At 68.6% G+C, this 14,933-nt stretch carries 11 protein-coding genes; 7 read left to right on the forward strand and 4 right to left on the reverse strand.

Annotated features, from left to right (window positions below):
• Nucleotides 1-13: 13 nt before the first annotated feature.
• Entirely contained in the window at nucleotides 14-1,774 is a 1,761-nt protein-coding gene (locus tag MEBOL_RS25535; protein ID WP_095979906.1) for a vWA domain-containing protein, read from the reverse strand.
• Nucleotides 1,775-1,963: 189 nt separating this feature from the next.
• On the opposite strand from MEBOL_RS25535, the gene MEBOL_RS25540 reads away from it, so the two are divergent.
• The 6 genes from MEBOL_RS25540 (at nucleotide 1,964) to MEBOL_RS25565 (ending at nucleotide 11,533) form a co-directional block, all read left to right on the forward strand.
• Nucleotides 1,964-4,948, forward strand: coding sequence for a hybrid sensor histidine kinase/response regulator (locus MEBOL_RS25540; protein WP_095979907.1), 2,985 nt, complete (start codon nucleotides 1,964-1,966; stop codon nucleotides 4,946-4,948).
• A 112-nt stretch (nucleotides 4,949-5,060) separates the two neighbouring features.
• Nucleotides 5,061-7,337 (forward strand): ATP-binding protein, encoded by a 2,277-nt coding sequence (locus tag MEBOL_RS25545; RefSeq protein ID WP_095979908.1) that lies wholly within the window; start codon nucleotides 5,061-5,063, stop codon nucleotides 7,335-7,337.
• The gene (locus MEBOL_RS25550; protein ID WP_095979909.1) at nucleotides 7,334-7,798 is read left to right on the forward strand and encodes a response regulator; all 465 of its coding nucleotides are present in this window, start codon (nucleotides 7,334-7,336) and stop codon (nucleotides 7,796-7,798) included. Before MEBOL_RS25545 ends, MEBOL_RS25550 begins: the two co-directional genes overlap by 4 nt.
• A complete protein-coding gene (locus MEBOL_RS25555; RefSeq protein WP_095979910.1) occupies nucleotides 7,795-9,312 on the forward strand; it encodes a sensor histidine kinase in 1,518 nt (505 codons plus the stop codon). The genes MEBOL_RS25550 and MEBOL_RS25555 overlap by 4 nt, the downstream gene beginning before the upstream one ends.
• A gap of 346 nt (nucleotides 9,313-9,658) precedes the next feature.
• Complete coding sequence (locus tag MEBOL_RS25560) at nucleotides 9,659-10,321, forward strand: RNA polymerase sigma factor (protein ID WP_095979911.1); 663 nt, start codon at nucleotides 9,659-9,661, stop codon at nucleotides 10,319-10,321.
• A gap of 30 nt (nucleotides 10,322-10,351) precedes the next feature.
• Nucleotides 10,352-11,533 (forward strand): hypothetical protein, encoded by a 1,182-nt coding sequence (locus MEBOL_RS25565; protein WP_095979912.1) that lies wholly within the window; start codon nucleotides 10,352-10,354, stop codon nucleotides 11,531-11,533.
• 6 nt (nucleotides 11,534-11,539) lie between these two features.
• On the opposite strand, the gene MEBOL_RS25570 is transcribed toward MEBOL_RS25565, so the two are convergent.
• Both MEBOL_RS25570 and MEBOL_RS25575 read right to left on the reverse strand, forming a co-directional pair.
• Nucleotides 11,540-12,199 carry an oxidoreductase gene (locus MEBOL_RS25570; RefSeq protein ID WP_095983000.1) on the reverse strand — a complete coding sequence of 220 codons (660 nt, stop codon included), beginning with the start codon at nucleotides 12,197-12,199 and terminating at the stop codon, nucleotides 11,540-11,542.
• 41 nt (nucleotides 12,200-12,240) lie between these two features.
• Nucleotides 12,241-12,711, reverse strand: coding sequence for a PaaI family thioesterase (locus MEBOL_RS25575; RefSeq protein WP_095979913.1), 471 nt, complete (start codon nucleotides 12,709-12,711; stop codon nucleotides 12,241-12,243).
• Between the two features lie 29 nt (nucleotides 12,712-12,740).
• Between MEBOL_RS25575 and MEBOL_RS25580 the strand changes: the two genes are divergently transcribed.
• Nucleotides 12,741-14,090, forward strand: coding sequence for a hypothetical protein (locus tag MEBOL_RS25580; RefSeq protein WP_157775468.1), 1,350 nt, complete (start codon nucleotides 12,741-12,743; stop codon nucleotides 14,088-14,090).
• Between the two features lie 22 nt (nucleotides 14,091-14,112).
• Here the strand turns inward: MEBOL_RS25580 and MEBOL_RS25585 are convergent, their stop codons facing one another.
• A complete protein-coding gene (locus tag MEBOL_RS25585) occupies nucleotides 14,113-14,901 on the reverse strand; it encodes a hypothetical protein (RefSeq protein WP_157775470.1) in 789 nt (262 codons plus the stop codon).
• Nucleotides 14,902-14,933 lie beyond the last annotated feature (32 nt).

The following is a 14,933-nucleotide window of genomic DNA, read 5'->3' on the forward strand; positions in this document are numbered from 1 at the left end:
GACGCCTCCTCCTTCACGCCACCTTCAACAGGGGCGTGCGCATCACCCGCTCGACCCAGCCGGACACGGGGGCTTGCCCCCGGGCCACGGGCGCGTCCAGCAGCGCCTTGAGCACGCGAGGCACCTGGTACGGGTCCTCGAATTGATCCACCGACACCTCGCTGAACGGCACCCGCAGCGCGGTGGAGCACGTGCGCACGCTCGTGCCCCGGGAGTGGGCCACGCTCACGATCAACGCCAGGGCGCTCACGTCGTAGCCGCAGTCGCGGAAGGTCCTCGCCAGCTGCGCCCCGTCCTCTCCCTCCTCGTCACCCACCACGATGACGATGAGCTTCGCCTCTCCGGGCATCTGGACTCCCGCCCAGTGCAGCGCGTGCACTCCCGCTCCGTGCACGGTGCCGCCGCCGGCCTCGATTCCCCGGAGCATGTGCTGCACGCCCGTGCGGCTCGCCGCCTTGGGCTTGAGCACCGTGCCCATCGTGTCGAACGTGGCCACGTGCAGCTTGTCCATCGGGAAGCCCGCCAGAATGCGCGTGAGCGCTTCCTTGGACTGCTTGATGGCCCCCTGCATGGAGCCGGACTTGTCGATGAGGAACATCACCCGCACGTCCGTTTCCGCCGTCGCCTCCTTCACCGCCGCCCGCGCCGCGTTGTCGCTCGCCTCCTCCAGCTTCGCCTTGAGCTCCTGGCCCCGCACGTTCTTCACGATGTGCAGCGCCCGTTGATCGCTCGCCGCCCGCACCGCTCCCTCCCAGCGTGCGCGGATGTCCGCGTCCGCCATCAATCCCAGCGCCTCGAGCGTGGGCGTCATCATCAACAAGTCCTTGTTGGACAAGGACGGCAGGAGCGCCGCGAGGATGGCCGGCGTCAGGCCCACGTCCGCGGGCAGCCGCCCCACGACCTCCTTGAAGGACAGGTGCTCGTGCTCGATGCGCTCGCAGATCTCCGCCTCGCTCAGTCCATCGAAGCGCTCGCGCTTGATGAGCTGGAGCCCCGCGAGCCCCACCGTGCGGTGGCCCGTGGCCGCCTGTTTCTGCTTCCAGCCGAGCACCTCGAAGAAGGCCTGCGTCAGCGGCTTGTAACCCGCCTTGCGGGCGATCCGCTGGAGCGTGCTCTTGTATCCCGCCTTCACCAGACCCTGGAGCAGGGCCGGGTTCTGCTCGCGCGCGCGCAACCACCGGGTCGCTACCACCTTCCACCGGCCGAGCGGCGGCTTGCGGGCCGCGGGGTCACCGAAGCCCGCCTCGCGGTTGAGCCGGGCGATCTCCGGCGTCTCGAGCAATTCGGCCACCCGCAGCACCGCCTTGGGCGTGAGCATGCGCGTGGACTTGCGCTCGTAGTGCAGGAGCATGGCCTCGCCGATGGCGCGCAGGTCGTCGTCATGGAAGGCGATGGAGCCGTCCGGCTCGCGGATGGGCTGGCCCGAGTGGCCCTGCACGAGCATCAACGCGCTCGTGGCCACCTTGAGGTCGCGCCAGTCCGTCTGGGTAAGGGCATAGGACGCGAAGTGCGCCAGGAGGTCCGTGTTGAGCCGGTAGATGTCCAACAGCTGGCGGTAGAGCTTCACCGCCGCGGGCACGAAGAGGCCCGGCGCCACGGGCGTGCCGCGCCGCACGAGCTCCTCGCTGGCGCCCTGTGCGGGATACCAGACACCCTGGATATCCAGGCCCGGGCGGTTGTGCCACAGGTGCGCCGAGCCGCCGAGCACCAGCTCCAACAGCTTCTCCGCCGGGCCGCGTTGGGTCTCGGGGAGGGTCGTGTCGTGGGGGGTCATATGCACTCCTTCGCGATGCGTTGGCCGAGGGACGCGGCGGCGCCTCGTTCCTGACGAGGAGGGCAGGCGGGCGGGGCTCCAGCGGGGTAACCCCGAGAAAGAAGCAATCCGGGCGTGGGGACGTTGTATGAAACACCCACCGATGAGCCGTGGAACCAGAAGGTGTCCAGGATGAAGGAACGGCACCACATGACGGACGAGGCTCTCGCGGGTGGCGGCGAGATGGGTGCGCTCATTCGTGCCAAGGACTGGAGCCTCACACCGCTTGGGCCGATCGCCTCCTGGCCCCAGAGCTTGCGGACCGCGGTGAGCATCTGCCTGGGCTCGCGCTTCCCCTACCTCATTCTCTGGGGAGACGAATCGGTACAGATCTACAACGATGCCTTCCGCCCCATCCTCGGCCCGGCGAAGCATCCCCAGGCGCTCGGCGGTCGCGCGCGCGATACCTGGCCCGAGGTGTGGTTCATGGTGGGGCCCATGGTGGAGGGGGCGTTTCACCGGGGAGAGGCGAGCTGGGTGGAGAACCAGCTCTTCCTCTTCGACCGGGGTGACCTCATCGAGGAGGTGTACCTCACCTTCTCCCATAGCCCCATCCGCGACGAGACGGGCAAGGTGGGCGGCATCTTCCAGGCGGTGAGCGACGTGACACGGGGCGTGCTGGGCGCGCGCCGGTTGTCCACGCTGCGCGCCCTCACCTCCGAGGCTCGTTCGCTCGAGGAAGCGGCTCGCGCGTGTCTGCGCGTGCTGGGCGACAACCTCTCGGACGTGCCCTTCGCCGCGCTCTACCTGTTGGAAGGCGGTGGGACGCGGGCGAGCCTCGTGGCGACGAGTGGAATGCGCTCGGGCACCCGGCTCGCGCCCTTGTCCTTGTCGCTCTCGGAGGAGGATGCTCCCTGGCCCTTCGCCGCGGCGCTCGAGCGGGGTGCGCCGCTTCGGGTGGACGGCCTCGTCGAGCGCTTTGGCGAGGATGTACCGAAGGGGCCCTGGCCCGAGCGTCCCCCGAGCGCATGGGTGTTGCCCCTGGCGCGCTCCGGCCAGGTCATGGCCGCGGGACCGGAAGCCGTGGCCCTGCTGGTGCTGGGCGTGAGCGCGCGGCTGCGCTTGGACTCCGAGTACATGAACTTCTTCGAGCTGGTGGCCGGACATGTGTCCACGGCGCTCGCGAGTGCCCGCGCCTACCAGGAGGAGCGGCGGCGGGCCGAGGCGCTCGCGGAGTTGGATCGGGCGAAGACGACGTTCTTCAGCAACATCTCCCATGAGTTCCGCACGCCGCTGACCCTCATCCTGGGGCCGCTCGAGGATCTGCTGGCCTCCGAGGGGCTTGCCGAGGAGGAACGGGGTGAGCTGCGCGTCATCCACCGCAACGCCGGGCGCCTGTTGCGGCTCGTCAATTCGCTCCTGGACTTCTCCCGGCTGGAGTCCGGACGCGCCCGGGCATTCTTCGAGCCCACGGACTTGTCCGCCTTCACCGTCGACCTGGCGAGCGCCTTCCGCTCCGCGGCTGAAAAGGCCGGGCTTCGATTGACGGTGGATTGTCCTCCCCTCGCGCGGCCCGTCCTGGTGGACCGCGAGATGTGGGAGAAGATCGTGCTCAACCTGCTGTCCAACGCGTTCAAGTTCACCTTCGAGGGGGACGTCCGCGTCAGCCTGCGGGAAGACGAGGCGCACGTGCTCTTCCAGGTGGAGGACACCGGGACGGGCATTCCCGCCGCCGAGCTTCCCCATGTCTTCGAGCGCTTCCACCGGGTGCAGGGCGCGCGCAGCCGGAGCCACGAGGGCACGGGCATTGGCCTGTCGCTCGTGCGAGAACTCGTGCTGCTTCACGGCGGCGTGGTGGGCGTGCGCAGCACCGAGGGCCAGGGCACCTGCTTCACGGTGGAGTTTCCCCTGGGCCACGAACACCTGCCCGAGCAGCGGGTGCGGCATCCCGAGGCCCCGGAGTCCACCGCCACGGGCGCCGAGCTCTTCGTCGACGAGGCCCTTCGCTGGTCCGATGGCGCGCGCGCCGCGATGAAGCCAGAGGACGTGCCCGCTCCCCCGGTGTCGCCTCCCCAGGGGCGGGTGCTCCTGGCGGACGACAACGCGGACATGCGCGACTACGTGCGGCGTGTCCTCTCCGTCTCCTTCGAGGTGGAGGCCGTCGCGGATGGCCAGGAGGCATTGGAGTCGGCCCTCTCGCGTCCCTTCGATCTCATCCTCACGGATGTGATGATGCCCCGGCTGGGGGGCTTTGGCCTGTTGCGCGCGCTGCGTGAGGCGCCCGCCACGCGCACGTTGCCCATCATCATGTTGTCGGCCCGCGCGGGCGAGGAGTCCGCCGTGGAGGGATTGGAGGCGGGAGCGGACGACTACCTCATCAAGCCCTTCAGCGCCCGGGAACTGTTGGCCCGGGTGCGCTCGAACCTGGAACTGGCCCGCACGCGCCGCGCGCTGGTGCACCAGGAGGCCTTCGCGCAGGGGCTCCAGGAAGCCCTTCGGGCCCGTGATGAATTCCTCTCGGCGGCGAGCCACGAACTCAAGACCCCCCTGGCGGCCTTCCGTCTCCAGCTCGAACTCATCGAGCGCAACCTCTCCCCCGAGGCCCGCACGAGCGTGGGCGAGCGCATCCTCCTGGCGGGCAAACACGTGCGTCGTCTCGCGCGTCTGGTGGAGACGCTGCTGGATGTCTCGGAGTTGATGAACGGACGTTTCGAGCTGCGTCTGGAGGAGACGGATCTGTCACGCCTCGTCGCGGAAGTCGTGGCGCGCATGCGGGACGAGTTCAAGCACGCGGAGTGTCCGGTGACATTTCAGGCCGATAGCCCGCTCATGGGCCGTGTCGACCGGCATCGTCTGGCGCAGGTGGTGGAGCGCTTGCTGCACAACGCCATCAAGTACGGCACGGGCAAGCCCATCGAGTTGACGCTCGAGCAGGACGAGCGGGGACGGATGAACCTGTGCGTCATCGACCATGGCATGGGCATTTCTCCCGAGGACAAACCGCGCATCTTCGACCGCTTCGAGCGGGCCGTGCCCGTGCGGCGCTATGGCGGCCTGGGCCTGGGCCTCTGGGTGACCCGCCAATGGGTGGAGGCACACGGAGGCCGTGTCCTCGTGGAGGACACTCCGGGGGGTGGGGCGACCTTCCGGGTGGAATTACCGGGACTTGCCTCGGCGCGCGTCGGCGTGTCCTAGGCATGTCCTGGGTATGTCCAGGCGCGCCGCGTCCAGGCTCCCTTTTTTCCAGTCCTTGGCTCCGGAGGATTGGCGGTAAACATTCGAGGCGGGCCGTCTGGAGATGAACCCAATGAGCACGGATGTGGCTGGGACGCACCTGGCGGCGGATCTCTCCACCTGTGAGCGGGAGCCCATCCATATTCCGGGGGCCATCCAGCCCCACGGCGTCCTGTTGGTGTTGCGCGAGCCGTCGCTGACGATCTGCCAGGCCAGCGAGAACACCGAGGCCCTGCTCGGCATCCCCGTTCATTCCCTGCTGGGCAGGTCCTTGGAGTCGTTGCTGCCGGAGTCCCAGGCGCGGAGCATCCGGGCGAGCCTCCTGTCGGACCGGCTCGAGGACAACAACCCGCTCAAGCTCGCCATCCAGGACGACGGTTCCACGCGGCTCTTCGATGGCATCGCGCACCGCCACCAGGGCCGGCTCTTCCTGGAACTGGAGCCCTCGACCCAACAGGACGCGCTTCCGTTCTTCGGCTTCTACCACCAGGCGCGGGGCGCCATGTCCCGCCTGCGGGACGCGCGGGACTTGCGTGCCCTGTGCGAGGAGGCCGCGCGCGAGGTGCGCCGGCTCACGGGCTTCGATCGCGTCATCATCTACCGCTTCGACGCCGACTGGAATGGCCAGGTGCTCGCCGAGGATCGGGTGGAGACGGCCGATCCGTACATGGGGCTGCACTTTCCCGCCTCGGACATTCCCCGTCAGGCGCGTGAGCTGTACCTGCTCAACCTGCTGCGCATCATCCCGGCCGTGCACTATGTGCCCGCGCGCATCCTCTCGCTGCCGGACGAGGCCGCCCAGGGACCGCTCGACATGTCCTTCTGCGTGCTGCGCAGCGTGTCCCCCGTCCATCTGGAGTACCTGCGCAACATGGGCGCCGGCTGCTCCATGAGCATCTCGCTCATCAAGGAAGGGCGGCTCTGGGGGCTCATCTCCTGCACGCACATGTCCGGCGCGAAGTACCTGCCCTACGAGGTGCGCACGGCGTGCGAGTTCGTGGGTCAATTCATGTCCTCGTTCCTCGCCACCAAGGAGGGGTACGAGAACTACGATCAACGCATCCGGGCCAAGTCCATCCAGGGCCGGCTGCTCGAGCGCATGACGCGCGGCCTCGACTTCGCCGCGGAGCTCTGCCGCTCCCCGCCCGAGCTGCTGGAACTCACGGGGGCCTCGGGCGCGGCCGTCTATTTCAACGGCCGCACCACCATCCTTGGCAAGGCGCCCTCGGATGAACAACTCCAGGGACTCTTCCGCTGGCTGGCGGGCAGGCCGGAGTCCCAGGACGTCTTCTCCACGAGCTGCCTGCTCAAGCACTATCCGGAGTCGGAGGATTTCAAGGACGTGGCCGCGGGCCTCATCGCCGCCTCCATGTCCCGGGGCCGCCACCACTACGTGCTGTGGTTCCGTCCCGAGGTGGTGCAGACGGTGGAGTGGGGCGGCAATCCGCACAAGCCCGTGGACGTCCAGGGCGAGGAGCCGCGGCTGCACCCGCGCAAGTCCTTCGCTCTCTGGCAGGAGACGGTGCGGGGCAAGTCCCTGCCCTGGAAGGACTACGAGCTGGAGGCGGCCCAGGATCTGCGCCGCAGCATCATCGACATCGTGCTCGAGCGCAGCGAGGAACTGCTCAAGCTCAACACGGAGCTGGAGCGCAGCAACGTGGAGCTGGACTCATTCGCCTACGCCGCGAGTCATGATCTCAAGGAGCCCCTGCGCGGCATCCACAACTACGCGAGCCTGGTGTTGCGCGAGGATGCCGAGGCGCTCAAGCCCTCCAACCGCACGCGCATGGACACGGTGGTGCGGCTCACCCAGCGCATGGAAAGCCTCATCAATTCGCTCCTGCACTACGCCCAGGTGGGCCGCATGGAGCTGTCGCTGCGCGAGACGGATCTCAACGAGGTGCTCACCTCGGTGCTGGAATCGCTCAAGCCGCGCATCGAGGAGGCCCGCGCCGAGGTGCGCATCCCCGCTCCGCTGCCTTCCGCGCGGTGCGACCGGGTGCGGATGATGGAGGCCTTCACCAACCTCATCACCAATGCCATCAAGTACAACGACAAGGAGCTGAGGTGGGTGGAGATCGGCTTCCGGGAGGAGCCGGAGCTCGGCACCGTCTACTTCGTGCGTGACAACGGCATCGGCATCAAACCCGAGTACCACGACACCATCTTCCGCATCTTCAAGCGGCTTCACGGGCGCGACAAATACGGCGGGGGGACCGGTACGGGGTTGACCATCGTCAAGCGCCTCATCGAGCGGCACAACGGCCGCATGTGGTTGGAGTCCTTTCCCGGCGAGGGCTCCACCTTCTTCTTCACCCTGGGCAGTGAGAAGGCGGTGGGGCTTCCATGAACCACGCGCTGCCCATCCTCGTCGTGGAGGACAACGACGAGGACTTCGACATGCTCCAGATGACCTTCCAGTGGGCGTCCATCCCCAACCCCCTCTATCGCTGCGCGGAGGGAGAGGAGGCCTTGGAGTTCCTGGGCCAGACGGGTCGCTACGCGTCCACGGGCGCGGCGCCCCGTCCGGGGCTCATCCTCCTGGATTTGAACCTCGCTGGCCTGGACGGCAGGCAGGTACTCGAGCACGTGAAGAATGACCGGCACCTCAAGAGCATCCCGGTGCTCGTGTTCTCCACCTCCGACAATCCCAAGGACGTGCAGAGCGCCTACGCGCATGGCGCCAGTGGCTATCTCCTCAAACCCGTGGATCTTCCGAGATTCGAGAGAATGATCCGGCTCTTCAAGGAGTTCTGGCTGGACCACATCGTGATGCCCGAAGACGATGGCCGAGAGGTCGCGCGCGGATGAATTCCCGATTGCTGACGCTCCTCCTGGTCGAGGACAGCCCGGAGGATCGGGATGTGTTCCGGACCTACCTGGAGGAGATGGGAGAGTACTCCTACCGTTTCATCGAAGAGGAGTCGGCGGACAACGCACTCGCGTACTGCAAGCGTGAGCAGGTGGACTGCATTCTCCTGGACTACGACCTGCCCGAACTCAGCGGGTTGGAGTTCCTCAGGCGGCTCGTGGACGAGGAGGGCCTGTTGCGTCCCCCGGTGGTGATGGTGACCGGGCGAGGGAGCGAGCGCATCGCCGTCGAGGCGCTCAAGGGCGGAGCCTCGGACTATCTGGTGAAGTCCGAGGTGACCCCGGAGAGCCTCTACCGGGCGGTGCGCAACGCCGTGGAGAAGGAGGACATCCGCAAGCGGCTCACCGAGCAGCGGGCCCTGACCGGCATCGCCGAGGCGCGTCTCCAGGCGGCCCTGGAGGTGCTGGAGCGCGGCCAGGCGCTGATGGTGCTCGACAGGGACTTCCGCATCCTGCTGGTCAACAGCAGCCAGGAGCGCCTTTCCCAGCGCAAGCGCGAGGAGACCCTGACGCGCTCCTTCTGGGAGGTCTGGCCCGAGCTGGTGTCGCCCAAGGGCAAGTCCTGGGCGGAGCTGCACCGCGTCATGAGCGAGCGGGTGACCGCGCACTTCGAGGACTTCTTCGCCCCGCTGAGCATGTGGATCGACGTGAGCGTGTACCCCACGCGCGAGGGTGGCATCGCCATCTTCTTCCGCGACATCAGCGAGAAGAAACAGGCCGAGGAGCGCGCCCGGGCCGAGGAGCGGCGGCGCTCGGAGTTCGAGCAGCAGCTCATCGGCATCGTCAGCCACGATCTGCGCAACCCCATCACCGCCATCTCCCTGGGCGTGTCCCTGCTCCTGCGCCGGGATGACCTGGACGAGCGCATCCTCAAGACGCTCGTGCGCGTGCATTCCTCGGCCGAGCGCACCATCCGCATGGTGAGGGATCTGCTCGACTTCACGCAGGCGCGCCTGGGTGGGGGCATCGTCATCCATCGGGAGATGTCGGACCTGCATCCGCTGCTGCGGCTCGTGGTGGACGAGGTGCAGATGTCCTTTCCCGACCGGGAAGTGCGCATCGAGATGGACGGCGATGGCCAGGGCGCGTGGGACACGGACCGGGTGGCGCAGGTCATCACCAACCTGGTCTCCAACGCGCTGAAATACAGCCCGGCGGGCACGCCCGTCACGGTGCGCGCCTGGGGGGACCGCGACGCCGTGCGCATGGAGGTCCACAACCTGGGCGAGCCCATTCCGCGCCAGGTCCAGGAACACCTGTTCGAGCCCATGCGTCGGGGGAACGAGCAGTCGGATCGGACGAGCCGCAGCATCGGCTTGGGGCTCTTCATCGTGGACCACCTCATCCGCGCGCACGGGGGCACCGTCGACGTGCGCTCCACTTCCCCCGAGGGCACGACCTTTGGCGTGCGCTTGCCGCGCCGGCCCATCGAGTCGTTGGCCGAGCGCGTGTAATGAGGGATGGGAGGAGTCGAACCCCCTGCGTGTAGGGCCTCTCCTGCCGGGTGTCCCCCTGTTCGTCAGGGACGCGGCGCGCCGTGTTTCCTGACGGGCGGCGGAGCGTTCTTCCGGGAATGTCCGGCCGGAAAAGGAACCGGAAATTCCCCGTCAGGAATCCCCGGGCCCGGGCGTCGCTGTTTTCGACCCCTCCCCTGACGGCGGTTGTCGGATATCCGGGGGTCGTGTCATCGGGAGGCCGCCTTCGGATGCCGTCGTGCTACCTTGAACCGCCGTATCACCGAACCCCACCCCGCCCTGGCGAGGGGCTCGTGCCTCCTGGCGGCGCTCCAAGGACCTTCCGGTGTTCGACGATCTCACGGATGACGAATTGTTCGCAGAGGTACTCCAACGTCGCGCCACGGGTGGGGCGGTGGGGGAGCCCCTCGGCTCCCTTTGCGAGCGCTGGGCCCGGCCGGCCCGCTATGTCGTCACCAAGATTCAGGCCAGCTATGGCCGGGGCTCGCCCGCGGACGCGGATGAGCTCTACCAGGACGCGGTCGGCAAGTTCCTCGACCGGGGGTTGGACCAATTCCGGGGCGTGTCCGAGCAGATGCCCGGGCGCAGCGCGTCTCCCAAGACGTTCTTCCTGCGCATCGTCAAGCACGTGGCCATCGACTTCTACCGGCGGCAGCGCGAGGACCTCGCCCCCGCCGCGACGGACCCCGACAACGCCCAGGAGGAGTCTCCCGCGGAGCTGTCCCGCGCGGTGGAGTCTTCTCGCCGGCGTGAGGAGCGTTCCGAGGCCCAGGAACTCTACTGGCGTGCGTACGAGCGCCTGCAACAGGAACATCCCAAGGAAGCCGGTGCGTGGGACCTGTACCACCACCAGGACGTAGAGGACCACGAGGAATGCGCCCGGCGCCTCAACATCAGCGTGGTCAATTCGTACAAGCGCGTCAGCCGCGCACAGGCCTACCTGCGGCTCTATCTGCTCGACCTCCAACAGGAGGGCGGGCACGAGTGAGCCCCACCGTACCCGGAGGAGGGTACCCCCATGGTCGTTGACGCACTCTCTCGTTATCAGTCCCACCGTGAGCAACTCGCGCGGGGTGGACTTCCCAAGGACGGCGCGCTGGTGGTGATTGGAGACCTGCTGCGGCGCGGCGAGCGGTTGGGACGAGAGGGTGTCGAGCAGGCCCTGCGGGGACTGGGTTCCGGGGACATCGAGACCTGGCTCCGGGCGCAGGAGCCCGAGGCGCTCCGGCCCGCGTTGCTCCGGGCCGCGGAGGAGGCCGCCGAGGCCGCCCTGGGCGAGGACGTGGACGAGGCGGACGTCTGGCGCGCCTCCTCCTTCGAGGGACTTGCCGCGCGCGATCGGGCCGAGTCCGCCTTCCGGGCCATCTCCGTGTGGGAGTCGATTCACGGCGCGCTCTCCGGGGACGCGGCGGCGCGGTTGAAGGCCTTGCGCGAGGGATTTGGGCGTCTGGACGGGGTACTGGAGCCAAAGGCCCGTTGGTTCATCCCGCTCAATGCCCAGCGCCGGGCGGAGCGCGATCTCCTGGATGCCGACGAACGCTCCCGGGCCTGGTGGTTCACCGCGCGCTCCGACTGTGACGAATTTCTCTCGGCCCTGAGCCCCCGTATCGATCGCCCCGGCTCTCATCTGCGCACCTGCTCCGAGTGCCAGTCGGACTTGTCCCGGAGCGCCCCGGTGGAGACACCTCCCAAGCGGCACCTGAGCGCCGAGGACCTGTGGCGCTTCGACATGGGCACCCTGTCGGCGGTGGAGCTCAAATGGGTCGATGGGCACACCGAGAAGTGCCTGGAATGTGCCCAGGCCATCTGGGCCTTGGAGGAGGGGGACGAGGCCATCGACAAGGCGATGGCGGAGCAGGAGCGCCCCATCCCCGCGGCGCGTACCTCACGGGCCGCCGAGCCGCCAGGCCGGAGGCCCGGTGCCGCGCGCCACTCCGAGCAGCGGGATGTGTTGGAGGAGCGTCGGGAGTTCCGCGTGGTGCTCGTACGGGAGCGTCAGCGGGCCCGGCTCCTGGTTCAACCTCTAGGGGGGCGCGCCGTGACGGCGGCCGTGTTCCTGGTCCCCGGCAAGCCCACGCTCAAGCCCCAGGTGGGCCCGGACGGTCTCGAGTTCGACCTGGGGACCGCGGGCGGCCGCTCCGCGCACCTGATGGTCCGCGTGGGCAACAGTGAAATCTTCGAGCGCGACTTCTCCTTCTAAGCGGCGCTACGCCCCCAGCGCGTGCAACTCGCCCGAGGGCACCACCCGCGTGCCCGGTGGACCCTGGTGCGCCAGCGTCACCATCGCCCTCGCCACGGTGCGTGCCTCGATGGGCCGTGCCGCCAGCGGACGCAACAGGGGCGCGAGCGCCCGTGAGAGGGCTCCGGCCACTTGTTCTCCGAGGCGGCTCTCGGCGCGCTCTCCGAGCAGCAGCGAGGGCTGGAGGATGACGAGTGATTCGAAGCCGAGTGTCTTGAGCGCGTCCTCCGTTTCTCCCTTCACGCGGTTGTAGAAGATGCGCGAGCGGGCGTTGGCGCCGAGCGCCGTCACGATGATGAAGCGCTGGACCTCCGCCCTCCGGGCCGCTCGGGCGAAGCTCAGGACGGCATCATGGTCCACGGCGCGGAAGGCTTCCTGGCTGCCCGCCTTCTTGATAGTGGTGCCCAGGGTACAGAAGGCGTCCTGGGCGGAGGGCGGCGGCTGGGGGCCGAGCCGGGCGAAGTCCACCGTGTGCTGGACGAGCTTCGGGTGTTGGCGGGGCAGGGGACGGCGGCCGAGGGAGTGGATTTCTCGGTAGCGAGGGTCCTCGAGCAGCGTGTCGAGCAGGGCGCCGCCAACGAGGCCACTCGCGCCGGCCACGAGGGCGATACGGGGGGAGGTCTCCATGCGGGGGATGCTCAGCACATTCCCCTGGAGGCGGCCAGGAGTCATTTGAAGGCCGGGCTGTCTCCCGCGGCCCACTTCATCGAGGACACCTTGACCACGCCCTGGCAGCGGGCACACACCGCGCCCTGGGGGTCGTAGATGCGCGCGGAGGAGAAGAGGGTGGAGGTGCCCATGCTGTCGATGGTGGCCTCGGCGCGCAGGGCGTCGCCCCGGACGGGGCGCTCGAAGCTCATGGACAACTGCATGGTGGCGGCTCGACGGGTGGGCTCCCTCAGGGCGGGGGTGCACCCGATGACCAGATCGAAGAGCGCGGCGAGGATGCCGCCGTTGACGGCGTCGGTGCCCAGGCCGCCTCGGTGCTCGGGACGGATCTCCGGAATGACGATGACGACCTTCTTGCCCTCGGGAAAGCTCAGGCGCGCGCCAAAATGCTTCATGACGGGGCTGCGGGTGAATTGCTCGGCGAAGCGGTCGAGCTGTTCCTGGGTCGGATAGGTCTCGGCATCGGACATGGCGAGACTCTACTGGTAGAAAGCCGGACATGCCTCGTTCGCCGCGTCCGCTCGCCCTGTTGCTGGCCCTCGCGGGGTGTACCCAGCAAGGGGGGAGGGAGGCGCCCAAGCCCCCGCCAGCGCCCGTGTCCGCCTCCGCTCCCGAGGTCCCCGTACCGGGTGGGAAGGCCCTTCCACCCGAGGTCCGCTATGCGCGCATGTGGCTGGTCATCGTCCATGCCTCGGACACTCCGGGAGAGGGGAGCGAGGTGCTGACGGCGCTCGCGCGCACGGGTCTGCCCGCGGAACCGGTGCGGTTGTCCACCACGGCCTTCCGGGAGCTGCGCCCGTGCCTGGAGCTGGTGGTGGCGAAGGCGTTTCCGGGGAAGTCGGAGGCGGTGGCCTACCAGGTACGGCTGCTCGAGGCGGGCGTGGCGGCGGAGGTGAAGCACGCCGGTCCGCTGGAGGCCGGACGCGAGGCGCGCGAGGCCACCTGTCTGGCGGCGGTCGAGGCCCATGCCGCGCTCGTCGAGGGCTTGAAGCGCCGGGAGGCGCCGCGCTTCGTGGAGTCGCACGTGGGGCGCACCTTCCTGCTGTTGGGGGAGAGCCAGGAGAGTCTGGTGCTCGAGCCCATGGACGTGCGCCGGAGTGTGTGGATGGCGCCGGCCCGGGAGGATCCCACCGGGCTGTTCTCCCTGGGAGATCGGGTGGACCTGTATGGCGCAGAGGGGCCCCTGCACGCGGGCTGCGCGGTGAAGGGCTTCACGTGGATCAACCGGGGTGTACCGCCCGTCGAATTCTTCCTGCGCGAGCCGCCTCCCGAGGCCCCCGGGTGTGGCCGGGTCTGGGCCTTCGCGGAGCTGGACTGCGCGGTGAAGCCAGGTGCACCGGTGTTCGCCCTGCCCGAGGGGACGAAGGCGCCCGTGTTCTTCCAGCGGGAGGGCGCGGTGGCGGACGCCGAGGAGGAGGCCATGGAGGCGGCCGCGCTGCGGCGCTCGGCGCGCTTCGCCACGTTGCGGTTGGAGGGCTCCGAGCAGGCGGAGCGGATGGGGGAGGCACTTCGCGAGGAGGTGGAGTCCTTCGGGTTTTCCCGCGAGGAGCGCCGGGTGCTCTTCACGGTGGCGCGGCTGCGCGTGGGGGAAGGGCACTCGGTGTGTGGAATCGACTACGACCAGCAGGCCACCCGGGCGGTGGTGCGCGCGCCGGGTGAGCGCGAGCGGGTGCTGCCCCAGTCGGAGCTGGCGGGAGAGGACGTGGTGGGGGTGTTGGACCTGGAGGGGGACGGGCGGGTGGAGCTGCTCCTGCGCGAGACCTGGCCCGCCGGGACGTTGCGCCTGGTGCGGGAGGACGGCACCGAGGTGGCGGGGGACGTGGTGGAGAACTGCGACTGCGGATGCTGAGCCCCGCGGAGGCCCGGGCCCGTCAGTAGGGGATGTCCTTGCTCCGGGTCTGGCTCCACGCCGCGGAGGTCCGCCGCAGGAGCTGGGCGACCTCCGTGAGTTCGCCACTCACGTCCTTGCTGGAGACGAAGTCGAAATAGGCCTTCATGGACGCGCTCTGGCACGCGTCCCGCTTGTTGTCGGTCGGCGCGCGGCCCAGGCACACGGCTTCGCCAGCGTCGACCTTCTCGGTCAGGGCCGCCCACTCGGCGGGGAGGATGGAGCGAGGCTGGAGGCTGATCCAGAAGACATGGGGGGTGTCGAAGAAGCCGCCCATGACGTTGAGCCGCAGGGTGGTGAGCTCCCCTGTCTCTCCGGTAGCGCCCGACACCGACCAGAACGCGTTCACCAGGTTTAGATGGGACAGTCCTTCCGGAAGTTTGACCTCGCCGAGGACCACATCGCCGAGATCGAACAGTTCCCAGGGCAGCAGGACATGGAAGAGACGCTGGCCCACGGGGTTGCGCACGAAGTCGATCAACTCCTTGGTGGGGCCCGCTCGCAGTTCCTCGGCGCGCAAGGGGTAGAGCCGCCCCTGGAAGTCCTTCATGGTTTCCCGGGGAGACGCGAACTTGAACTCCCAGACGTCATCCCGGCAGGGAGACGTGGGTTTGCCGAAGAAGCAGCTCGCGTTGGGCGACAGGGGCCTGAGCACCATGCCGGGCTCGGCGGGCGCCTTCCGGCCCCCTTGCGCGCCCATGAGCAGCACCGTTGCCGCCAGAAGGGAGATGCGAGCGATGCGCGGCCTCGTTGTTCCAGCGGGCTTTCCCAAGATGCCCCCTCCGTGGCTCAGGGCCTGGCAAG

Source organism: Melittangium boletus DSM 14713, from assembly GCF_002305855.1.
Classification (GTDB): Bacteria; Myxococcota; Myxococcia; order Myxococcales; family Myxococcaceae; genus Cystobacter; species Cystobacter boletus.